This window comes from Chitinophaga sp. CCNWYY40, assembly GCF_037483205.1.
In the GTDB taxonomy this organism is placed as follows: domain Bacteria; phylum Bacteroidota; class Bacteroidia; order Chitinophagales; family Chitinophagaceae; genus Chitinophaga; species Chitinophaga ginsengisegetis.
Map to the genome: position 1 here is coordinate 285,096 of NZ_JBBHLF010000003.1, position 22,674 is coordinate 307,769.

The 22,674-nt window shown below is 48.2% G+C and carries 15 protein-coding genes; 7 read left to right on the forward strand and 8 right to left on the reverse strand.

Going from position 1 to position 22,674, the window contains the following annotated elements; translation table 11 throughout:
* Positions 1-2: 2 nt before the first annotated feature.
* The 6 genes from V7S65_RS11755 to V7S65_RS11780 all read right to left on the reverse strand — a co-directional run bounded on the left by V7S65_RS11755 (position 3) and on the right by V7S65_RS11780 (position 11,378).
* Entirely contained in the window at positions 3-2,429 is a 2,427-nt protein-coding gene (locus V7S65_RS11755) for a glycoside hydrolase family 38 C-terminal domain-containing protein (RefSeq protein ID WP_336387009.1), read from the reverse strand.
* 7 nt (positions 2,430-2,436) lie between these two features.
* Entirely contained in the window at positions 2,437-3,921 is a 1,485-nt protein-coding gene (locus tag V7S65_RS11760) for a RagB/SusD family nutrient uptake outer membrane protein (protein ID WP_336387008.1), read from the reverse strand.
* Between the two features lie 16 nt (positions 3,922-3,937).
* Positions 3,938-7,261, reverse strand: coding sequence for a TonB-dependent receptor (locus V7S65_RS11765; protein ID WP_336387007.1), 3,324 nt, complete (start codon positions 7,259-7,261; stop codon positions 3,938-3,940).
* A gap of 39 nt (positions 7,262-7,300) precedes the next feature.
* The gene (locus tag V7S65_RS11770) at positions 7,301-8,284 is read right to left on the reverse strand and encodes a FecR family protein (protein ID WP_336387006.1); all 984 of its coding nucleotides are present in this window, start codon (positions 8,282-8,284) and stop codon (positions 7,301-7,303) included.
* 42 nt (positions 8,285-8,326) lie between these two features.
* Positions 8,327-8,953: an RNA polymerase sigma-70 factor gene (locus V7S65_RS11775; protein ID WP_336387005.1), complete on the reverse strand. Its 627-nt coding sequence runs from the start codon at positions 8,951-8,953 to the stop codon at positions 8,327-8,329.
* A gap of 85 nt (positions 8,954-9,038) precedes the next feature.
* The gene (locus tag V7S65_RS11780; RefSeq protein WP_336387004.1) at positions 9,039-11,378 is read right to left on the reverse strand and encodes a GH92 family glycosyl hydrolase; all 2,340 of its coding nucleotides are present in this window, start codon (positions 11,376-11,378) and stop codon (positions 9,039-9,041) included.
* 239 nt (positions 11,379-11,617) lie between these two features.
* Between V7S65_RS11780 and V7S65_RS11785 the strand changes: the two genes are divergently transcribed.
* Together V7S65_RS11785 and V7S65_RS11790 are read left to right on the forward strand one after the other, a co-directional pair.
* Positions 11,618-12,718, forward strand: a complete 1,101-nt coding sequence (locus tag V7S65_RS11785) for a sensor histidine kinase (RefSeq protein WP_111580667.1) — start codon at positions 11,618-11,620, stop codon at positions 12,716-12,718.
* Entirely contained in the window at positions 12,715-13,470 is a 756-nt protein-coding gene (locus tag V7S65_RS11790) for a LytR/AlgR family response regulator transcription factor (protein ID WP_079473144.1), read from the forward strand. Before V7S65_RS11785 ends, V7S65_RS11790 begins: the two co-directional genes overlap by 4 nt.
* Before the next feature lie 9 nt (positions 13,471-13,479).
* Here V7S65_RS11790 and V7S65_RS11795 read toward each other — a convergent pair whose 3' ends face one another.
* Positions 13,480-13,764 carry a DUF3817 domain-containing protein gene (locus V7S65_RS11795; RefSeq protein WP_079473143.1) on the reverse strand — a complete coding sequence of 95 codons (285 nt, stop codon included), beginning with the start codon at positions 13,762-13,764 and terminating at the stop codon, positions 13,480-13,482.
* A gap of 262 nt (positions 13,765-14,026) precedes the next feature.
* Between V7S65_RS11795 and V7S65_RS11800 the strand changes: the two genes are divergently transcribed.
* Genes V7S65_RS11800 through V7S65_RS11815 form a run of 4 tightly spaced genes read left to right on the forward strand, consistent with a single transcriptional unit; the run spans position 14,027 to position 20,468 of the window.
* Entirely contained in the window at positions 14,027-15,202 is a 1,176-nt protein-coding gene (locus tag V7S65_RS11800) for an efflux RND transporter periplasmic adaptor subunit (RefSeq protein WP_339545752.1), read from the forward strand.
* A gap of 5 nt (positions 15,203-15,207) precedes the next feature.
* Positions 15,208-18,351 (forward strand): efflux RND transporter permease subunit, encoded by a 3,144-nt coding sequence (locus V7S65_RS11805; RefSeq protein WP_336387002.1) that lies wholly within the window; start codon positions 15,208-15,210, stop codon positions 18,349-18,351.
* On the forward strand, positions 18,351-19,763 hold the full coding sequence (locus V7S65_RS11810; protein WP_336387001.1) for a TolC family protein: 1,413 nt from the start codon (positions 18,351-18,353) through the stop codon (positions 19,761-19,763). The genes V7S65_RS11805 and V7S65_RS11810 overlap by 1 nt, the downstream gene beginning before the upstream one ends.
* A 12-nt stretch (positions 19,764-19,775) precedes the next feature.
* Positions 19,776-20,468: an NAD(P)H-binding protein gene (locus V7S65_RS11815; protein ID WP_336387000.1), complete on the forward strand. Its 693-nt coding sequence runs from the start codon at positions 19,776-19,778 to the stop codon at positions 20,466-20,468.
* Positions 20,469-20,528: 60 nt separating this feature from the next.
* On the opposite strand, the gene V7S65_RS11820 is transcribed toward V7S65_RS11815, so the two are convergent.
* Positions 20,529-21,695 carry a restriction endonuclease gene (locus V7S65_RS11820; protein WP_336386999.1) on the reverse strand — a complete coding sequence of 389 codons (1,167 nt, stop codon included), beginning with the start codon at positions 21,693-21,695 and terminating at the stop codon, positions 20,529-20,531.
* A 190-nt stretch (positions 21,696-21,885) separates the two neighbouring features.
* Between V7S65_RS11820 and V7S65_RS11825 the strand changes: the two genes are divergently transcribed.
* Positions 21,886-22,650 carry a M48 family metallopeptidase gene (locus tag V7S65_RS11825; RefSeq protein WP_079473498.1) on the forward strand — a complete coding sequence of 255 codons (765 nt, stop codon included), beginning with the start codon at positions 21,886-21,888 and terminating at the stop codon, positions 22,648-22,650.
* The last annotated feature ends 24 nt before the right edge of the window (positions 22,651-22,674 follow it).

Consider the following 22,674-nt stretch of genomic DNA (forward strand, 5'->3'; position numbering starts at 1 on the left):
GTTTAATTATTTACAATTACATTTTTTAGCCGGATAGTGCGGATACCGAAACGGGGTATTGCCAGGCGGATGACTGTTTTGCCGGCCACCTGCCGGCGTTGCAGGGTTTCCACGGCCTGGCCATCCAATTGTTCTATCACAGCCTGCGTGGCTTTACCGTTGAAAGACAGTTGCTGTTGCCCGCTGTTTCCACCGGTGTTATACAACCTGATGAGCAAGTCTTTTCCATCCATGAGCAGGGTGGATACCTGCCAATGATTGTCCTGCACGGCGAGCAATGAAAAATCTTTTCCTCCGGTGGCAGGCAGTACCTGCAACGGTTCGCACCAGCGCGTTTCTTCGTTGCTGATGCTTCCTGATTCCCAGTTACCATTATGCGGTACGATGGCATAGTTTACTTCCGTAGGTCCGGTGATATCGTAGTTACGCCCCCAGAGCGCACGGCCTGCATATTGCAGCGTAAGGCCCAATGGATAATCCTTCCCATGCACGTAGCTGGTAGTATGATCGGTAAACAGGGCCAGGCCGGTATTGCCGTCGGTTACATCCGCCCAGTGAAGGATCACATTATTTTTGATGCTGTCCCAACTACTGAAGAAAGTATTCTCCAGGCGGCTGTCTGTTACATCAAATGGTGCGTCTTTACTGAGTTTTTGCTGAGAGAGGGAAAGCGGGAACAGTACCTGCAGTTTGCAGCTATCGTTATAAAATGCTTTGCGATATGCTTCCGTGCTATAATTATCCGCCTGTGAATATGCGCCGATACCGGGGTTCCCTTTCCAGTTTATTTTCACTTTCAGATCTATTCTCCGCTGGCCATTGGTGAGTGTAACCTGTTGCGTAAACGGATGACCGGCAATAAAGCCGTTGATTTCCACCGACACGCGGGCTTTGCTATTTTCCGTGATGCGGATCCTCGCTGCAGTGTCCATACTGGAGCGCCAGGTGCCTTCCTGGTAAAAGTATCCCCGGAGTTCATTGAAGCCGCGGTTGTTTTTTGTGTCCACCATTTCTTTGCCGGTGGCTTTTACAATCAAACTGCTGATAACGCCACCCCTGGCGGGATCTATCGTTATGCGGTATAAGTCTGTTTCCAGGGTTTCCGGCGTGATGTAATTTTCCCCGCCTGTTACCGGCTGCAACCTGTAAACGCTGAATCCCATTGGCGGCACGGATACTTTAATGGCTCCCGGCACTGTAGGCACCTGTCTTCCTTTACTATCTGTTACTTTCCAATTACCCTGCAAATCAATCCACTCCTCACGGGGAAGTGCCGTGGTGTTCAATACGCGTATATAAGTGGCGCTATTATTTTTTTGTAAGATGCTGTCGCTTACGGCGATGGTGTTATCTGTCCAGTGCTGCACTTTATCGATCCAGGTATCATTGTAAGGCACAATCCAGCAGTCGTGGTGCTGGGCCAGCAGCAGCGATTTCCAGGCGGTATCCAGTTTTTGCTGCGGCCACGGAACATGATCATATAAAGCAGTAATAGCGGCATATTTCTCGGCGGCTATCAATTTATTTTCCGCGGCTCTTACCTGCTGCGCAATGCGTTGTAATACCTGTGCGCCCCATACGAGGCTTACCTGGATATCTTCCTGGCTCACCCTCCACGATGGCACATTTGTTTTGTTGGCCACGTTGCCGATATAATTCCGCCACGTTTCATACTGTGCATTACGTTTCAGCCAGGGACCGTTGTGCCAGCCGGCATCCTGCAGGCACATGCCAACAGGATTGGTGATGCCGGCCGCGCGGGCGGATGCTAAATATTCTTTGCTGTTATTCCACGCAGTAGTTTGCCAAGTAGAATTGGGTAATAAGGCTTCTGAACTATATCGGGGTACGGTTAGCAACCGGCTGCCATCGGGGCCTTCCCATTGTACCAGCTCACCGCCAAATGCGCGGGTATAGCCGCCCCAGCAGGTATTGGGATTTTTCAGGGAGGCGTATTTAAATCCGAACGAGCGGAGCACCTGCGGCAATGCGCTGGTAAAACAGGGTTCTTCACTTGAATAGGTGGTGAATACGGCGCCGGGGAAATGTTCCCTTACTTTTTGCATGCCGTAGCTGAACTGGCGGATCATGCTTTCGCCGGAGCCGGTGTAAAGGTAACTCTGGCCATATCCCGGGTTCACATATTCTATGCGGCCGTTGCCGGATTGATCGGCAAACAATTGCTGGAAAACACCATACGCCTGCGGTTCGCGGACCTTCACCATATCCCAGGTTTCGGGTTCTATTTCCAGGTTAATTTTCCAGTATGGATTCGCCTGCAGCTGGCCGGTGATAAACCGGGTGTATCCTGCGGGATAATGTCCGTAAACGCCGCCGTGATAGCCATCGATAAAGTGAGGCTGCTGGGCAAAAGATTCCTGTGCCGCAGCGGTGAGTAAAACCGCCAGGCAAATATTCATTCGTTTCATGCTGTTGTTAAAGGGCCAAGTCCGGGTTTTTCTGAACTTCAGCTAATGGTAATGGAAATTGAAAATCAGTTTCTTCGAAGCTCCGCAGGTGATTGGGGGCTTTGTATCCAACCAGGTTGATCATGCTGCCATGCGCCACATCAAAGGCTTTGCGGGTGCGCAGCATATCGTACCAGGTCTGGAATTCAAAACACAGTTCCCAATATCTTTCCTTCAGGATATCATCTGTTGTTAAAGTTGCTGGTTTTGGCGCCGTGGGAAATGCCCGGTGGCGCACCGAATAATACGCGTCGATGGCGGCGGCATCCGAAGTAGTACCACCATCGATCACGCTTTTTGCTTCTGCACATAAAAGCAGTACATCTGCATAACGTATCAGCGGGAAGTTAGCTCCTGAGCGGCCGGTTTTCTCTGCTTCCTCATCCCAGAATTTGAAGATGCAGGGTTCGGAGAAAAAGATGGTTTCGGCCGGATTGCCATAACGCGGATATTTTGTGTAGAAAAAAGCCTTTTCCTGTTTGCGTCCATCATCTGCTGCATATGAATTATAGAATGCAGGGGCCGGCGCCATTGCCCCGCCATAAGCAGGTTGTATAGAAACCGGCTGACCGGGATATGGAAGATACGCCCAGTGAATGTTGCTCACTGCCACAGTAGGATGACGTTGCAGCATAAAAATATGTTCCCTCGTATTTTGCACGGCGGGGTTGCGCAGATCGCTGTATTGCTCAAACAGGGAAAACTGGTGGCTGTCGATCACTTCCATCGCTTTATCATATGCCATCCGGTAATAGGGCATTCCTTTCTGCAAAGGATAGCCCGCCATGGTGATGTATACTTTTGCCAGCAAAGATTTTACGGCGCCCAGGCTTACATGCCCGCTCTGATCCGTCCAGGAGAGGCCGGCATTTTCTGCTGCTGTAAGGTCTTTCACAATCTGTTCATACACGGCTTCTTTCGGCGAGCGGCGAATCTTCACGTCATTAATATCTTTTGTAGTGGTCAGCTTCAGGGGGATATCACCAAAAAGCCGTACTGCCTGGAAGTAATACCATGCCCGCAGGAAATGCGCTTCACCGAGATAGCGCTGCTTTGTTAATTCATCTACTACCAATGTTACGCTCACGTTTTCAATAACGCTGTTGCAGTTTTCCACCGGGTAATAGGTAGCGTTCCACCATGCCTGTAATTTTGAATTGGCATTATCGAGCCTGTCTAACCGCAGGAACTGGTCGTCCTCAAAACCTGAGGGCCGTGGCCGGCGGCTGTAGCCGGTGATATATTCCAGTGAATACACAGGGCTTACGGCTACGCCGATGTTTGCTACGAAAGGAGTAGCAAGACCGTCGTATGTACCGTTTACCGCGGCGCTCACCTGCTCCCGTGTTTTGTAGTAATGTGTGAGGCTGAGAGAACCCGAGGGTTCTTCTTCCAGGAATTTGTTGCAGGAAGTAATCAATATGATCATCCCCAACAGGACCAGTTGTTTCATATTTCAATTCCTTTATTCAGAATGTAACATTTAATGTGAACGCCAGTGTTTTCGCTTTCGGGTACTGATACATATCCACTCCCTGGTTAAAGTCGCCATCGAATGAGGAGGCTTCAGGATCATATCCTTTGTACTTTGTAAACAGAAAATAATTTTCTGCGCTGACACTGATGGCGGCGGACTTTATATGATACCTTGCGAGCCAGTCTTCCTTCAGCCGGTACGCCAGCGCGATATTGCGTATACGCAGGAACGTGCCTTTCTCTATGTAGTAACTGTCCATCTCATTATCCAGTCCGTCCTGTGGCAGCCGCAGCGCCGGGTTCATGCCTCCCTGCTGTTGCGGCCTCCAGGCGTTGAGGAGGTTGCGGTAGCTGTTGGTGGTGGGCGCTGCATTTTCCATGAGCATCCTGGTAAAATTTGCCAGGCTGTGTCCATAAATCGTTTGCACATCTACCAACAGCGAAAAATTTTTATAGGTAAATGTATTACTCAGGCTTGCTTCAAAACCGGGCATGCCGTTGCCCAGTACCGTACGGTCGTTGGCATCTTTCACTTTATTATTGTTTCCATCTTCATATTTCACATCGCCTGGCTTTTTACCATAGGCAGCCGCTTCGGACGCTTCAGCTGTTCCCCAGGTGCCCAGCCGGCGGTAGCCATAAAATTCGTTTAACGGGCGTCCTTCCATGATGCGGCCGCCCCAGGGATACATAATATCGCCATTCAGTTCCAGCACGCGGGAGCGGTTCATGGAATAGATCAGGGAGGTGTTCCACGAAAACTGTTTGCGCCGGATGTTGTTGGTGACCAGCGACAGTTCAACGCCTCTGTTGCGGATAGAACCGATATTGTCAAACACGCCCTCGTAGCCGGTAGTAGCAGGCATCAACCTGTAATACAACAGGTCTTTTGTTACGCGGTTATAAACGTCGCCGGTAAATTGTATCCTGTTATCCAGCAGTGAAACATCGACGCCGATATTCAGCTGATGGGCTTTTTCCCATTTAAGATTTTTGTTGCCCAATGCTTCCAGCATCACGGCCGGCGCAGCCTGACCATTGAATGCTACCTGGCCGCTCCTCAGCCGGTCCTGTGTTACATAATCGCCGATATCCGCATTGCCTACAATGCCGTAGCTGCCGCGTATCTTCAGGTCGTTGATGCTGCGCACATGCCGGAGGAAAGGCTCCGACGACAACCGCCACGCGCCTGAGAAACTGGGGAAATAGCCGTACACGTTATTGGCGCCGAAGCGCGAAGACCCATCTGCGCGGAAAGAAAACCCGAACAGGTAGCGGCTGTCGTAGTCATAATTAAACCGCATATAATAGGAGTTCATCGCTGTATTGCTTGTTCCCGACTGTGGCCGTTGCGGCACCAGCCCTGTTTGCAGGCTGTTGTAGGAAAAGAAATCATCGAAGAAGCCTTCGCTTCCTGCCTGGGTGCTCATGTTCCCGAAATAGTACCAGCTGGCGCCTGCCACGGCGGTGACTTTATGTTTGCCAAACTGGTTGTTCCAGGTCAGGTAATCTTCCGAAGTCCAGGAGCCGGAGTTTCCATTTGCCCTTGTGGCTACACCCTGTTGTGTATCAGAATATCCACGGATATCCCGGCCGGAATAATACAGGTTGTAGGTGGCGCCTGTTTGTCCGCTCAAACCTGCTGTGATATGCAGTTTGCTGTTCAGGCGGATGGTAGTGATCAGGTTGCCCATTGTGTACGTGCGGCCGGCCACCGACTTCACTTCCCGCATGAGTCTTACCGGGTTTTCAGAATCCTCTGCACCCGGGTAATCCCCTTTGCGCGAATACGTGCCATCGGCATAACGTACCGGCAGGAAAGGCAGAAACTCATAGATCTGGCGCACAGCATTCAGTCCGAATGTATTGATGTCGACATTATTTTGTTTAGCCGCGCCGCTGTTGATCACCGCCTGTACGTGCAGCCATTTTGTGACATCCCAGCCGAGATTGATAAAGCCGTTGATTTGCCGGGAGTAGCTGTTGATCAGGATTCCCTGCTGGTCGTTGTAAGAAAGATTGACGAGGGCAGAGAAGCCATCCTTTCCCGCAGACAGCGACAACGAATGTTCGTGGGACACTGCGAGGCGACTTGCTTCCTTTTGCCAGTCCGTATGATATTTAGGCGCACCATCCGCATTGAAAAGTTCTTCCTTCCGCGGAAACTGCCAGGAGGCATCGAGATGCGGTGCAGTGCGGCCGGGAAGATATTCATACTCCCGTTTAAACATCTCCAGTGCTTCTTCTGCATTCATCAGCTTTACTTTGCGGGCCAGTGAGCCAAAGCTGAGGGTGTTGCGGAATGAAATAGCCGGGCTGCTTTTGGTTCCTTTCCTGGTGGTGATCACGATCACGCCATTGGATCCCCTTGCGCCATAAATTGCCGAAGCAGCAGCATCTTTCAGCACATCTACCGAAGCCACAATATTCGGATCAAGGATCAGCGGATCGGCGCCCACAATCCCGTCTACCACATACAGCGGGCCGTTGTAGGCGTTGATGGAACCGGTGCCCCTGATTTTTACGATCGGGTTACCGCCGGGTTTTCCGGAGTTCATCATCACGCTTACGCCGGCTACTTTTCCGGCCAGTCCCTGCATGAGGTTCATGGTAGTAGCGCGTTCCTTTAATACATCGCCGCTTACGGTGCCCACGGCCGTGGTGAGCATTTCCTTGCTGGAAGTGCCGTAGCCGATCACCACTACTTCTTTGAGAGAAGCATATTTTGCCAGCAGGGACACGTACAGCATATTCACTCTTTCCACCGGCACTTCCTGTTCGCCAAAGCCCGGAAGACTGAAGCGCAGGGTATCGCCCGGATCGGCATGGATGCTGAAGGAGCCGTCCGGATCTGTTACGATACGGGGTGGCAACCCTTTCTTCATCACATACACACCCGGCAGTGGGTTACCGTTGGTATCCGTTACCTTTCCTGTTAATACCGAAGCCTGGTTCAAAGGCGGCGGTTCCTTCCGGGTGATGAGGAGGTTCCTGCCACGCAGTTCATATTGTAATACAGCTGGCAATAATTTCAGCACCTGTTCCACCGGAATATTCTTTTTATTGATCGTTACTTTTCCGCTTTTTGCTATTTCCGACGGGTTATATACAAACCGGAATGTGGTGGCTGCTTCCACCTGTTCAAACACTTTATCGAGTGTTTCATTCACAACGTATATATCTACCATAGTCCGTTTCAGTTCTGTTGTTCCCGATTGGGCCGTGATCCGCGGCGGGTACAGGCAACACAATGCCAGCACCAGGCAGGCAAGCCACCTGGGCGTCATGTGCACGCACTCCGCTGTTTTCACTTTCATAACTTGAAATTATCACGCCTCATGGCTGATCCTTCCGGATTATTTATTTGGTTGACTTTTTTTGTAAACCAGGTATTCGTTTTTGCCCGGCGTTTGCCGGTAGCTAAACCCATAGATATCACACAGCATACCCAGTACGTTTTTAAACGGTACGTTGGCATCGAACCGGGCGGTGAGCAATGAGCTGGCAATTTGTTCGCTGGCAAACAGGATACGTACATCGTACCTGCGTTCCAGTTTTTGTGCAATATCACGGAACAAAGCTTTCTTAAAGATCAGCTGGCCCTGTGTCCAGGCGCTGATATCGGCGGCAGCGATGTTGTTTGTTTCCAGCTGATCTTTTGCAGCGTGGTAAATGGCCTGCTGATTGGCCACCAATGTAGTGTGGCTACGTTGATCATTACCAATGGCTACTTTTCCGCTGGCTACCGTTACCGTTACTTTTGCCTCCGGCGTATAGGCGTCGATGTTAAAGCTGGTTCCGAGTACGTTAATATTGAGTGTACCGGCATGTACCAAAAAGGGAGCGCCTTGTTTGGGCGTTACTTCAAAGTAGGCTTCTCCATCCAGCCAGATCTCCCGGCCTTTAGTTTCTTCATACCGGATCTTACTGTCTATATTCAACCACACGATACTGCTATCCGGCAGGCTGATCTTTTTTATACCTTTTTTAGTTGTTTGTTCTGTTACGCTTGCTATCGTTTTTCCCGGTTGAACCGGTTGTTTACGGGTCAGGAAGAATGCGCCTGCGGTAATGAGCAAAGCCACTGCAGCAGCGGCAGCCCACCAACGAACAGACCGGTAGCTTACCCGTGGCTCCGCTGCGTCTACCTGGCGACTGATACGCAGGAAGATCAGCTGTTCCAACGCAGCGCGTTGCTCCGGGCTGAATTGCGCGGTGAAGGCCGGATCATTTTCGAAAGACCTGTACCAATTGTCCACCTCACTGATTTCAACTTCAGTGGCTGTACCGTCCAGGTATTTATCCAATAATTCTTTTAACCGGGTGTTGTTCATATCCATAGTCTCTCTAACATTAGACACCTGAAAAATGGCTTACCGCCATCACGATTCAAAATAGTTTGACATTTGCCCCCACAGCAGCAACAGGGATACCACGCACCAGAACACGATGTAGTGGTATTGTTTCAGGTGTGAGCGCAGTATTTTCAGGGCTTTCACCATATGTTTCTCTACGGTGTTCACCGAAATATTCAGTTGCCGCGCGATGTGCTGGTACGACAACTGCTCTCTCCTGCTCAAGTAAAATACTTCCCTACATTTTTCGGGCATGCTGGCGCAGGACTCCTCTATATGCCGCTGCAATTCCTTTAATTGCAGGGTGCTGGCGGCATCGGACGCATAGTGGCTGCTGTCGCTCAATACATGTTGCTGATAGGTGTTACGCACCAATTGTGAACGGATGGTATTCAGTACCCTGTTTTTCAGTGACGTGTGCAGGTAATTGCGGAGCGAGGTGTTCAGAGAAATGGTTTCCCTTTTCAGGTACAGGTCTACCAGCAGGCTTTGCACCAGCTCCATGGCGGATTCCTGCACTTTTACGCGCCGGTAAGCGGCATCCAGTAACTCCTGCCAGAAGCGCCTGTAGATATCCTCAAACGCATCCTTATGCCCCTGCTTTACAAACAGGAACAACTCTTCATCTGTATACGTGGAAAAATCTTTTCGCATCGACATGAATTCGAACTACGGGCTAATTTAATCGTTTCAGTACGAAATTCTTAATGTCGGTACGAAATTACCTGCAGCCGTGTTATTACCGGCTGCTTAACGAAAAAGGTTTATCCTCGTTTGTGATGCCCCGGCCGGTAGCAGGTTTGTTGCCCATTTCCAGCAGCAACACGCCGCCATTAACGATATCAGCATGCCGGAGCCAGTTATGCGGCCAGGGTTTGCCGTTGAGCACCGCCGACTGGATATATACATTTTCCGGGCTGTTGTTGCGGGCTTCCACAACAAACCGCTTCCCGTTTTCCAGTGTTACCGTCATTTTCGGAAACAGCGGGCTGCCGATCACGTATTGATCCGTGCCGGGGCACACACTGTAAAAACCCATAGCGCTCATCACGTACCAGGACGACATCTGCCCCTGGTCCTCATCACCGGGATATCCATTTTCACCCGCATTGTAAAGTCTGGTCATTACATTCCGTACGTGCGCCTGTGTTTTCCAGGGTTGACCGGCATAATTATAAAGATAGATCATGTGTTGCACGGGCTGGTTGCCGTGTGCATATTGTCCCATGTTGGCGTTTACCATTTCCGTCATTTCGTGGATCGTTTGTTTGTAAGCGCCGACATTTACTTTATTGGGGGCGCTGAAAACCGAATCCAGTTTTGTGATGAAGGGCGTATTTCCACCCATCAGGTTAATCAGTCCCTGTACATCGTGGAATACCGACCATTGCCAGTGCCAGGCATTTCCTTCTGTGTAGGGGCCGCCCCATTCATACGGATCAAAGTTTTCCAGCCAGGCGCCATCCAGCTTACGGCCACGCATAAACCCGGTGAGACTGTCGTACTGGTTTTTATAATTATACATGGTGCGACCAAAAACGTACTGATAGAAATCGTTGCCGGTGAGCTTTGCCAGTTGATAGCCACAAAAATCATCGTATGCGTATTCCAATGTTTGCGAGGTGCTGCCGTGCGATTCCGGGAAACTTACGTAGCCCAGCTGATAATATTCCTTCCAGCCTGCACGGCCATTGGCGCCGCCCCAGGGGCCTTTGTTCATGGCTTCGTGGAAATAGGCGTCCAGCGCCTGTTTGGGGTTGAAGGTGCGGATACCTTTCACCCAGGCATCGGCCAGCAGGGAAATGGCGTGATTGCCGAGCATACCGCCTGTTTCGCCGGGGAAGGACCAGGCAGGGAGCCAGCCGCATTGTTGCTGCGCATCCAGCAGCGCCTGCATATAGCGCCCTTCCATAGTGGGGTGCAGGATGGTGTTTAGCGGGAACTGTGCGCGAAAAGTGTCCCAGAAGCCGTTGTCGGTGTACATGTACCCGTTATGTATCTTTCCGTCGTATGGACTGAAGTAATAAGGTTCTCCTTTGCTGTTGTATTCAAAGAATGTATGTGAGAAAAGATTGGCGCGAAAAAGACAGGAATAAAAAGTGGCTTTATCTTTTTCTGTTCCACCTTCCACCAGCACCCTGCCAAAGAGGGTGTTCCAGATTCTGGCGGCAGCCGCCCTTGTTTGTTCCAGCCTGGCGAAGGGTTTGAGTTCCTGTTGCCAGGTAAGTTCCGCCTGTTGGGTACTGATATAGGAAGAAGCAACCCTGGCCTGTACCACAGCGCCGTTTTTAAAACGGACAAATGCGCCTACCCCTTTTCCTTCGGCGGATAGCGTATCTGCAAAGATCCGGTTGTTTGTATTTTCCCAGGCGCCGCTGGCTTCAAAGGGCTGGTCGAACACGATCACGAAATAGTTCCTGAAGCCTTTGGGAATAAAGCGGCCATTGGTGACGTAGCCGGTAATTTTTCTTTCTGACGGAAATATTTGTACGCCACTCAGGGCATCATAGCCGTCCAGCACGATGTAGGCTGGTTGCTTTGCCGGGAAAGAAAAACGCAGGTGTGCACCTCTTTCTGTAGGCGATAATTCGGTAGTGATTTTATTGGCGAAAGTTACCTTGTAGTAGTCCGGGCGGGCTATTTCATCCGCATGACTGAAAGCCGTAGCGCGCTCCTCTTCTCCAACGGTGAGCTTTCCCGTTACCGGCATCAGGCTGAATACGGCATAGTCGCCCACCCAGGGGCTGCACTGGTGCGTTTGCTGGAAGCCGCGGATGGTAGTGGCTTTATATTGATATTTCCAGCCGTCGCCGTTTTTGCCTGTTTGTGCAGACCAGGCATGCATGCCAAAAGGCAGTGCTGTAGAAGGATGCGTATTGCCATTGCTAAGTGAAAATTCGGAATTGGTGCCCTGTAATGTATTGGCATAGGCGACCAGTTCTTTTTGTTGCGCAGCTGTGGCGAGGGAGAAGCTGCAAAGTAAGCCGGTGAAAAACCGGCGGGCGTTTCTTATACGTGGTATCTGCATTGCGTGATGACGGCTTTTAGAGTAGACACCCTGCAAGATAGTTACCGCCATTTGCCGCTTGTTTTTTTTGATGACTGCTGCTTCAGATACGCCAATGCTGACATTCAGGAGCCATTTCCGGCGATTGGGCAATAAAGTGGACACTTTCAGCGGGTAAAATGCAACATTTGCCGGATTGAACAGGGACTCCTGCCGGCCGGAGATGAGCCGTCAGGAATTTATTCGATGTACCTTTACCGCGTTTAACTTTTGATAAAGGACCACATCTTTCTACAAAATTTAAAGAACATATGACTAAGAGGGAAACATTTTTAAGTAACAAAGGGAAGCGGATTTTATTCGTTTTTTTTGCTTTCATATTAATGTACCTCGTTTCCTATGTGATAGATCCTTATGCATCTTTCTGGAAGAGTTACTTCGACAGAAATATTTTCACGCTGTTGGCAGAGTGGCTGGTTTCTCTCATTTCCTGCCTGCTGATTTCTGAGTCAGGTATTGCTATTCATGCCAAACTCAATAAACTCCTGCCGTGGCCCGAACATCCCGGAAAGCGGCTGGCAATAGAAACCAGTCTTAATATGGTGAGTGTACTGTTGATCATCATGGCGAATTTACTCTGCTATAGCCTGGTAAACGGCGAGTCTGTTACAAGATATGTTGACTGGCCTATTGAAGAAATCAGGGGGCTTATTCAATGGGTTGTCACCAGCGTTATTATTTCATTTGTGATCATTGCCATCCATACGGGCGATTTCTTAATTTTAAACTGGAAAAATGCGGCGATGGAGGCGGCAGAATATAAATTCAGTGCTGCCACACATAAACAGGCGGCCACAGAGGCCGAACTCCAGGCGTTGAAGCTTCAAATTGATCCTCATTTTGTTTTTAACAACCTGAGTGTACTGTCTGAACTCATTCTCGAAAACCAGCAACTGGGTTATCAGTACGCGGAGAATTTCTCCAAAGTGTATCGCTATTTATTGGTAAATTCCAGGAAAGACGTTATTCTTCTTTCAGATGAACTAAAATTTTTAACTGCCTATATTTTCCTGATTGAGCACCGGGTAGGCAGCGGTGTACACTTTGAAATTAATGTGGATACCAACAACAATAATTTACATGTACCGCCCCTCACCCTGCAGTTGCTGGTTGAAAACGCCCTTAAACATAATAAGACCGTAAAAAATAATCCGCTCATCATCAAAGTATATCTTAATAATGAAAATTTAGTGGTGGAGAATACCCTGATCCCCATTGAGAAACAGGTAAGTTCTTCCGGTATCGGTATACATAATATCATCAGCAGGTACCAGCTGCTTTCCGACAGGATGCCGGAAATTGTGCATGATGCAGATTCATTTAAAGTAATTATTCCCTTGATAAAATTATGATCGAAAAAGTATTAATTATAGAAGATGAGAAGCCCAATGCCGACAGGCTAAAGCGGCTGATAGGCAACATCCGGCCGAAGGCCTCTGTTTTGGCGGTGCTGGAAAGTATTACCGACAGCATCAAGTGGTTTGAAGAAAACGATGCACCGGATCTGGTGATGATGGACGTAAGACTCTCTGACGGTTTAAGTTTTGACATTTTTGATGCCGTAAAAATAAATTGCGCCATCATCTTCACCACAGCCTATGATGAATATGCCGTGCGTGCTTTTAAATTTGACAGTGTTGATTACCTGTTAAAACCTGTGGAAGAAGAAGAGCTGGAAGCGGCTTTTTCAAAACTGGAGCGCTACACACAGGTAGATCTCAATAAATCAATAGCCGGAATTGCCAATTTCCTTCGCCCCAAAGATTACAGAAGCCGCTTTTTGTTACCGTACCGCGACGGCTATAAGACAGTGCTGGTAGAGGAGGTGGTATATTTCTATTCCGCACTAAAGATCACCAGGGCCAGGCTGAAAAATGGAATGGAAGAAATTCTTCCACAGAGTATGGAAGAACTGGAGCTGCAGCTGGACCCTAAATTATTCTTCCGGGCCAACCGGCAATTCATTCTTCATATCGATTCCATCCAGCATGTGCATAACTACTTCCACGGGAAATTAAAAATCATGATTAAGAAACATCCTGATGTGGAAGTGATTGTGAGCCGGGATAAAGCGCATTTAATAAAAGCCTGGTTAGATTCCTGATCAGGCGTATCAGTTTCCGTATTCTTCCTTCAGTTTCTTTTCAAATATAAAGGGTACAAACGGCAGCAGCGATCCCACGAAAAAGCCGGCCACCCTAACTATGCTCCACCTGTATTTAATCCAGCAGGAAAGCAGGAGCGCAATAAATGCGATAAATAATACACCATGCAGCCACCCAAAATACTTTACCGGTTCGGGAACAGAGAAGATGTATTTCATGGGCATCGCCACAAATAATAATATCAGATAAGATACTGCTTCGATCAATGCTGTTTTACGATATAGATTTATCATCTCAAAAGATCAATTTATCACTTGTTAGAATAATGAGGGCAAAGATAAGTGAAGATCAGCTCTTTCATCGATAAGGATGATACTGATTTGTAAAACCCTGCGCCTGAACCGTTAAAACAGGCGCCCAACCCACCTGTATCTCCCCCGGATCAGGTAATACCGTCATCGGTTCAGCTGTCAAAATTCACGGTTCAGTTGATTTCAACCATCATCCCCCCTTATTAACAGCTTCCTTTGCTCCGGAAATTAATTTTTTATGAAGATGACACATCAAATTATAAAGCCTTTCAATGCGGTGAAATTCAGGGCACTAACCGGTATAATAGCGCTCGGCCTACTTGCTTCCTGTGGCTCCGGCGGGCAACAATCAGGTGCCTGGCAGCAGGGTGTGCCTGAAGTTGCCTTTATCCAGACTTCTGCAACCGATGCTACTGTGGAGAAGAAATACCCGGGGCTCATAGAAGGAAGTGTGAATGTGGATATCAAAGCCCAGGTGTCTGGTTACCTGGAAGCCATCTATGTAAAAGAAGGGGATTTTGTAAACAAGGGGCAGTCGCTGTTCAGAATCAAAGGCGATGTATTTAATGAACAGGTGAACAGCAGCCAGGCTGCGCTGAAATCGGCGCTGGCCGCCCAGGCGAATGCCAGCCTGGAAATAGAAAAACTAAAACCACTGGTAGCCGGCAAAGTAGTATCCGAAATGCAGCTAAAAACTGCGCAGTCGGCCTACGATGCAGCCACTGCGCAGGTGGCACAAGCCGCGGCTACGTTAGGTTCTTCCCGGATCAATGCAGCATTTGCCATCATAAAGGCACCCGTGAGCGGTTACATTGGAAGAATCCCCAACCGTACCGGCAACCTGGTTACACCTGCGGATGCCGTGCCGCTGACATCCCTTTCTGAAATCGACCAGGTGTTTGTTTATTTCTCTATGAGTGAAGCGGAATACTTGTCCTATGTGAAAGAGCAGCAAACCGCTGCCCGCAACACCGTGGAACTGATCATGGCAGACGGCAGTGTTTACAACCACAAAGGCACACTGGAAACCGCCAGCGGGAACATCGACCGGTCTACCGGGAGCATTTCCCTTAAAGCCGTTTTCCCAAACCCGGATAAACTGCTCCGTTCCGGTGGTTCAGCAAGGATTGTAGTGAATAAAACCCTCTCCGCCGTGCTGAAGGTTCCAATGGCCAGCGTAAAGGATATCCAGGACAAATTTTTTGTTTTCGTGCTGGCAGACAGCAACAAGGTTACGATGCAGCCCATTGAAATATCCGGAAGAGTGGGTGAAAATTACCTGGTGCGCAATGGCATCAGGCCCGGTAGCAGGATTGCCGTAAACAATATAGAAACACTGGGCGACGGCATGCCGGTGGTGCCTAAAATTGTTGCGCCAGCCGTTGCCAAACAAACCTCTGCTCATTCTTCTCAAAACTAATCAGGATGTTAAAAAAGATAATAGACAGGCCCGTATTGGCCACCGTGATTTCCGTGGTACTGCTCATACTGGGTATCATCGGGATTACGCGGCTTTCCGTAACAAGGTTTCCCGATATTTCGCCACCTACCGTAATGGTAAGCGGCTCCTACCCCGGCGGTAATAGCCAGGCTGTGATCCGTTCCGTGGTTACACCACTGGAAGAACTGATCAACGGCGTGGAAGACATGCAGTATATCAAATCCACTGCAAGTAACGATGGCTCCTTTTCCATCAGCGTGGTATTTAAACAGGGCGTGAATGCCGACCAGGCAGCGGTGAACGTGCAGAACAGGGTGCAACAGGCCACGCCACGACTGCCGCAGGAAGTAGTACAAATGGGGCTTACTACTTCCAAGCAGCAGAACAGCATGATCATGATCTTTAATCTTTATACCGATGATAATACGCGGTATGACGAACTGTTTCTCCAGAACTATGCGAACATCAGCCTGATACCACAGATCAAACGGATCCCCGGTGTGGGACAGGCGCAGGTATTTGGCTCTAAGGATTATTCCATGCGCATTTGGCTGGACCCGAGAAAAATGGCCAATGCCGGGCTGGTGCCCGACGACATCAGGTTGGCCATAGCAGATCAGAGCCTGGAATCCGCCCCCGGCAAACTGGGAGAGGAATCCAATGCAGCACTGGAGTATGTAATGCGCTACCAGGGCAAAAAAGATCTTCCTGAACAATATGAAAATATAGTGGTAAAAAGAAATGGTGGTAACCTGTTACGTTTAAAAGATGTAGCCAGGGTAGAATTTGGGGCCATCACTTATAGCGGCGATAATAAATCGAACGGTAAAAATGCGGTTACGCTTGCCATCATCCAAACTACCGGCTCCAATGCCAATGAAATTGAAACCGGTGTGCGGAATGAACTTAAAAAACTGTCGAAAGCATTTCCGCCGGGCATAAAATACATCAGCCTGATGAGTACCAAAGAACGGTTGGATGAAGCCACCAACCAGGTAAAATCAACTTTAATAGAGGCATTTGTACTGGTGTTTATTGTGGTGTTCCTGTTCCTGCAGGATTTCCGTTCCACCATTATCCCGGCTATTGCCGTACCGGTTGCCATTGTAGGTACCTTTTTCTTTTTGCTGGTATTTGGATTCACCATTAATATCCTGACGCTGTTTGCATTGGTACTGGCCATCGGTATTGTGGTAGATGATGCTATTGTGGTGGTGGAGGCCGTACACAGTAAAATGGAAGGCACTCATCTTTCCGGGAGGGAAGCCACCCACAGCGCTATGAGCGAGATCACCGGGGCTGTTATTGCCATTACACTGGTAATGTCGGCAGTGTTTATCCCTATTGGGTTTATGACAGGTTCCTCCGGTATTTTCTATAAGCAGTTTGCCTACACATTGGCGATTGCGATTATTATATCTGCGTTGAACGCATTAACGCTCACGCCTGCACTATGCGCTTTGTTCCTCAAAAATAATCATGCCGGGGATACGAAAGCCAAAACAACTTTCCGTCAGCGTTTCTTTACCGGGTTTAATTCCGGCTTTACCAACCTGACCGGCAAATATGTAAATGGCGTTAGGTTTCTTGCCCGGAGAAAGGGGCTGGCAGTTGGTTTCGTGGTGCTGATCAGCGGGATAGCTATCTGGCTGATGATTTCCACGCCCAAAAGTTTTGTGCCGATGGAAGACGATAATTTTATTGTTTACAGTGTTTCCATGCCGGCAGGTACTGCGCTTGACCGCACTACAAAGGTGGTGCGGGAAATTGATACCCTGCTGAGTGATATCCCTGCGATTGAAAATAATACAACCATCACCGGTTTTAATATCCTGAGTAACAGTGCCAGTCCGGCTTACGCGATGGGATTCATTAAACTGAAAACTAAAAAAGAAAGGGGTGCTGTTAAAGATATTGACCAGGTAATGGGTATTATCAGTGGTAAACTGGCCGCTATCAAAGAGGGATCGGTGATGGCTTTAAGAATGCCACCGGTAGAAGGATTTGGTGTGAGCAGTGGTGCGGAGATCGTATTGCAGGACAAAGCCGGTCGTGACCTCGGCGCTTTAAAAGCAACCGCCGACAAACTGATTGGTGAAATCATGCAACAGCCCGGCGTTCAATACGCATACACGTTGTTCCGCGCGGATTATCCGCAACTGGAACTGGAAGTGGATGAAGACAAAGCAAAGCAAATGGGTGTGAGCGTGAGAAATCTGCTGAATACCGTGCAGACTTATTTCGCCGGCGACCAGTCGGCCAACTTCACGCGGTTTGGCAAATTCTACCGGGTAAATGTAAAGGCTGATGGCGTGTTCAGAATGGACGAAGATGCCTTTAGTGAAATATTTGTGAGAACCGACGACGGGCAGATGGTACCAGCCAAATCGCTCATCACCTTAAAGAAAGTGTATGGCCCTGAAACGGTAGACCGTTATAATCTTTACAATTCCGTGAGCATTACTGCTGTTGGTCTTCCTGGTTACAGCAACGGGCAGATCATGGAAAACATTGAAAAGGTATTAAGTAAACTACCCGCTGATTATGGTTATGAATGGACCGGGTTAAGCCTGGAAGAAAAGGCTGCCGGTAACCAAACCTTTATCATCTTCAGCCTGGTGCTGCTTTTTGTTTACTTCCTGCTGGCAGCGCAGTATGAAAGCTACCTGTTGCCGTTGTCGGTGATTCTATCTATTCCCACCGGTTTACTCGGCGCCTTTTTAGGCATTAAGCTCGCGGGGCTGGACAATAACATTTATGTGCAGGTGGGGCTGATCATGCTGGTGGGCTTACTCGCAAAGAATGCAATCCTGATTGTGGAGTTTGCGGTGCAGCGGCGTAAATCCGGGTGGAGTATCATCGACGCTGCGCTCGATGGTGCCAAAGCGAGGCTGCGGCCTATCATCATGACTTCCCTGGCCTTTATTGCAGGGATGATTCCTTTGATGATTGCGCAGGGCGGCACCGCTGCGGGCAATAAATCGATCAGCACCGGGGCGGCTTTCGGGATGCTATCGGGCGTAGTATTCGGAATATTTGTGATCCCGTTGTTGTTTATGCTTTTCCAATACTTACAGGAACGTATCTCTCCAAAAACCGGGAATGTTCATGCTATAAATCATGCGTAATGAAATTTAATATCAAAACCATAGCGATTAGCCTGGTAGTTGCGTCGCCGATCTTTTCATGTACGGTCAGTAAAAAATATACCCGGGCATCGCTCAACATGCCTGCTACCTTCCGCCAGGAAGTAGCAGTAACAGGCGATACCATCATACTGCCGTGGCGTACTTTCTTCAAAGATCCGCAACTGACCGGCCTGATAGAAAAAGCGCTGGACAAAAATAACGAGGTGGCTATTGCCATGATGAATATGGAGCAGTTAAACCTGGCCTATAAACAGGCTAAGCTGGGATTACTGCCTGTAGCCGATCTTAATGTTGGTGCAACCAGAAATTATCTCTCAAAAAATTCATTAAATGGTTCCCTTACCGACCAGATTTTAGGGACCAACTATATGGATGATTTCAGCGCAACACTCCGGCTCTCGTGGGAAGCGGACATCTGGGGAAAAGCAAAAATGCAAAAAAGCGCTGCCAGGGCTGATTTTTTTGCACAGAAAGAAAATCTGTCGGCTTTAAAAACCGGCATCATCGTGCAGGTTGCGCAGGCCTACTATAACCTCCTCACCCTTGATGAACAGTTAAGGATTGCGAAGAATAACATTCAGCTCAGCGACAGTACCTTGTCTATGATGCAGCTGCAATTCAATTCAGGACTGATCAGTTCTTTAGCGATAGAACAGGCGGAGGCGCAGAAAAAAACCGCCGAACTGTTGGTGCCGCTTGCCTTACAGCAAATTGCCGTTCAGGAAAATGCGCTGAGTATTTTATGCGGCAGTTATCCCGGCAGTATTGAGCGCACCGGAAATTTTGCGAACCTGGTTAGCGACGAGGCATTTTCTTCGGGTGTTCCCGCACAGCTGCTGAGTCGCCGGCCAGATGTAAAGGCCGCTGAATATGCGGTGATGTCAGCCAACTCAAAAACGGGCTTAGCCAAAGCAGCCATGTATCCCACATTTAGCTTAACTCCTTCCATAGGCGCTAATTCATTCAAGTTTAACACGTGGTTCAACTTGCCGGGTTCGTTGGTGAAGAACATCAGCGCCAACATTGCGCAGCCTGTTTTTCAGAAACGCGCATTAAGAACCTCGTATGAAGTAGCTGCTATTGAGCAGGAAAAGATGGTGGCACAATTTAAACAGCGGGTATTAACGGCTGTTGCCGAAGTATCCGATGCAATGGCGAAATCGAAATATGCGGACGAGCGGCTGGAACTGGTCAATCAGCAATCTGCTTCACTCCGCAAAGGAACAAGGGATGCCATACTATTGTACCAAAGCGGCAAGGCCACCTATCTTGAAGTAATTACGGCCCAGAACAACTCCCTTCAAAATGAGCTGGAAACGATTGCTATCAGGCGGGAAAAATTAAATGCAGTAACGGATCTCTATAGGGCGTTAGGTGGCGGAATAAACTAAAAACAGTAACTCATGATATTAATTACAGGAGCCACCGGCCATTTAGGCACAGCGGTGATGGAACATTTGTTGAAATCCGTTAATCCGGATGAAATAATTGCACTGGCCAGGGATGAAAGCAAAGCGGCAAAATGGAAAGAAAAAGGAATAAATGTGCAAATTGGTGATTACACCAATATAGATTCATTGATCAGCGCTTTCCGGGGTGTGGATAAATTACTGTTGATATCTACCAATAGCCATGATGGATTAAGAGAGCATAGTAATGTTGTAGAAGCAGCGAAAATCGCTGACGTGCCGCACATCTTCTATACAAGTGGGGCATTGAACCAACAGGTGAACCCCGTTAACCCTGGTCAGATGCAGGATTCTTACCGGTTAACGGATGATATCATCACCGGCAGCGGCTTAACTTACACTATATTCCAGAACTGCCTGTATGCGGAAACTATTCCATTTTTTATTGGGGAACAGGTACTTGACAACGGTATTTTTTTTCCTGCGGGAGAAGGAAAGTCTGCTTTTGCGAAACGGGCCGAAATGGGAGAAGCGATTGCCAATGTGCTCACATCAGCGGGTCATGAAGGCCAAACCTATCTTATTACAGGAAGCAAGTCCTACTCTTTCAGGGACATACTTGAACAGCTTTTGGGTCGGGCGCCTGTTTCGTTAAAGGATTATTTGAAAGAAGTGTATCTGAAGTAGATTACCTGGGCTTGTTATAAAAAGGCACCGGCTTGCGCTGGTGCCTTTTTTATAATGCGTTTATTCTATCTCCATCTCACTATCATGATCAAAATAACTTTCATCAATACTATAATATTCCAGATGTTTCTTCTTTATAATAAGATTATTAGCAATCAGCATATCAATTAGTTTCTCCCCGTTGATGAGCGTTATGGGTGCAGCTCCTTTCTCATAAGCCGCATCCCTGGCTCCTTTGGCAAAATCTGACAGCGTAATAATTGTTCCCTGGAAAGCATCAAACCGGTGGAGACTTCCTCTCAGGCTATCCAGCACCGGCCTTTGCACGTTGGCTTTAGTAAATCTTTTTACCTGGATAACTTCCTTCACCGTGGTGATGCCCTGCTGACTTACGGCGGTAACATCCACCCCTTTGTCGTTTGTTATAGCGGTGACTTTAATATCTTCATAACCCATTGCATTGAGCAAATCCCTTACCAGTCGCTCGAACTGCACAGGAGTGGTTTTCTCCAGGTAGGTACGAAACAGGTCACGCTGTTCTTTATTAAATTTTTCCACATCTCTGCTCAGTACCGTTAATCGTGATAATGTAGTGTCCTGGTTATTTTCATTGACAGCTTTAAGATATGCCAGTCCTTCGCCGGTGATCGCATAGCTATTACCTTCCCGGCTCAGGTAAGCCCTGCTTTTCAGGTTAATCAACCTTCTGCGCAGGTACTCCTTCACTACATTATCTTCTCTCACATTACTATTGGTATCGAGGTAACTCTTCCACTCCCCGAGGAAGTCGGCCCTTTTCCCTTTATCCAGTGCAGCTGCCTGTAGTAATAATTGAATCAGCCCTTCCTCCTTGTCAATTTCCCGGGCAATAGCATTATCTTTTTTGCTGATAAAAACCTTACCTCTGTCGGTGAGGCTATACAACCCCGACACTTCTTCAATAAGTTTATAACCATTAATGAGAAACTGATCGCCACGGATCCAGCGGGGGTTTACGGTTTTGTTACTACCTAACCAGATATTAAGCGCGGTTGCTTTATCGGTTCCGCTCAGGCGTTCCTCGATCCAGGCATCGGGATCAGTCCAGGTTACGGAGTTTTGAGGTGTGCCGGTCAATTCCCATATGGCGTTCCACATGGATTTAAATGAGGCAACGGTGGTTCCGTTCAGGAGTTTGAGCAATGCTGCTACGGTTGCGTATTCAGGGAAAAGAGGGATCTTCAACATGCCCTAAATTAATATATTTTAAAAACATTTGAGCCGTTTACGGTGTTAAAATTGTTTGTATGGAACCATAACAATATTTATCTTCGCGCCGTAACCTTGAATGCAGTCATTAAGTATTTAACCCTTTTCAACAATAAAAACCTTTATTATGTCTGTTTACGCACGATTCGGTTTCGTATGCGCTTTGACTATGTCATTTGCGTTAGCCTCAAATGCACAATTGAAATTAAACGCAAAAACACTGGGCGCCGGCGCCAAAGCAGTGAAAGCAGCCACCCTCACAGATGATGATGTGATCAGGTATACCAAAGAGTATATCCAGTGGATGGATGAGCACAACCCCGTTGCACCGGCTGATGATCCGATGGCACAGCGGCTGAAAAAGCTCACTGACCATGTAACCAGCTATGAGGGCATGAACCTTAACTTTAAAGTGTACCTGGTAAGGGATATCAACGCTTTTGCCTGTGCAGATGGCAGCGTGCGTGTATGCGCCGGGTTATTACAAACCATGACAGATGATGAAGTGATGGGTGTAATAGGACATGAAATCGGACATGTAAAAAACAAGGATTCCAAAGATGCGTTCAAAACAGCGCTGATGACCTCTGCACTGAAAGATGGTGTTTCTTCACAGGGCGGTACTGCCGGTACCCTGAGCGATTCACAGCTCGGCGAATTGGGAGAAGCAGTTGCTAACTCCGCGTATTCCCGCAACCAGGAAAGCCAGGCCGACAACTACGGTTATGAATTTCTGAAAGCAGCAAAGCTCAATCCGTGGGGCATGTCTATGGCTTTTGAAAAATTGTGGAAGGCATCACAGGAAAGCAGTGGTGATAAAAAGAAAGGTTCCCAGTTATTCTCTTCTCACCCTGATACAGAAAAAAGAATGAATACAATGGCGGAGAAAGCGAAGAAAGATGGGTATGAGAAACCTGTTGTAGCAGCGAAATAATTATTTTTTCAGGAAGATGTAAGC

Coding starts and splice junctions, on each gene's coding strand:
- V7S65_RS11755 (WP_336387009.1), bottom strand. CDS start 2,429: ATGAAACGAATGAATATTTGCCTGGCGGTTTTACTCACCGCTGCGGCA.
- V7S65_RS11760 (WP_336387008.1), bottom strand. CDS start 3,921: ATGAAACAACTGGTCCTGTTGGGGATGATCATATTGATTACTTCCTGC.
- V7S65_RS11765 (WP_336387007.1), bottom strand. CDS start 7,261: ATGAAAGTGAAAACAGCGGAGTGCGTGCACATGACGCCCAGGTGGCTT.
- V7S65_RS11770 (WP_336387006.1), bottom strand. CDS start 8,284: ATGGATATGAACAACACCCGGTTAAAAGAATTATTGGATAAATACCTG.
- V7S65_RS11775 (WP_336387005.1), bottom strand. CDS start 8,953: ATGCGAAAAGATTTTTCCACGTATACAGATGAAGAGTTGTTCCTGTTT.
- V7S65_RS11780 (WP_336387004.1), bottom strand. CDS start 11,378: ATGGCGGTAACTATCTTGCAGGGTGTCTACTCTAAAAGCCGTCATCAC.
- V7S65_RS11785 (WP_111580667.1), top strand. CDS start 11,618: ATGACTAAGAGGGAAACATTTTTAAGTAACAAAGGGAAGCGGATTTTA.
- V7S65_RS11790 (WP_079473144.1), top strand. CDS start 12,715: ATGATCGAAAAAGTATTAATTATAGAAGATGAGAAGCCCAATGCCGAC.
- V7S65_RS11795 (WP_079473143.1), bottom strand. CDS start 13,764: ATGATAAATCTATATCGTAAAACAGCATTGATCGAAGCAGTATCTTAT.
- V7S65_RS11800 (WP_339545752.1), top strand. CDS start 14,027: ATGACACATCAAATTATAAAGCCTTTCAATGCGGTGAAATTCAGGGCA.
- V7S65_RS11805 (WP_336387002.1), top strand. CDS start 15,208: ATGTTAAAAAAGATAATAGACAGGCCCGTATTGGCCACCGTGATTTCC.
- V7S65_RS11810 (WP_336387001.1), top strand. CDS start 18,351: ATGAAATTTAATATCAAAACCATAGCGATTAGCCTGGTAGTTGCGTCG.
- V7S65_RS11815 (WP_336387000.1), top strand. CDS start 19,776: ATGATATTAATTACAGGAGCCACCGGCCATTTAGGCACAGCGGTGATG.
- V7S65_RS11820 (WP_336386999.1), bottom strand. CDS start 21,695: ATGTTGAAGATCCCTCTTTTCCCTGAATACGCAACCGTAGCAGCATTG.
- V7S65_RS11825 (WP_079473498.1), top strand. CDS start 21,886: ATGTCATTTGCGTTAGCCTCAAATGCACAATTGAAATTAAACGCAAAA.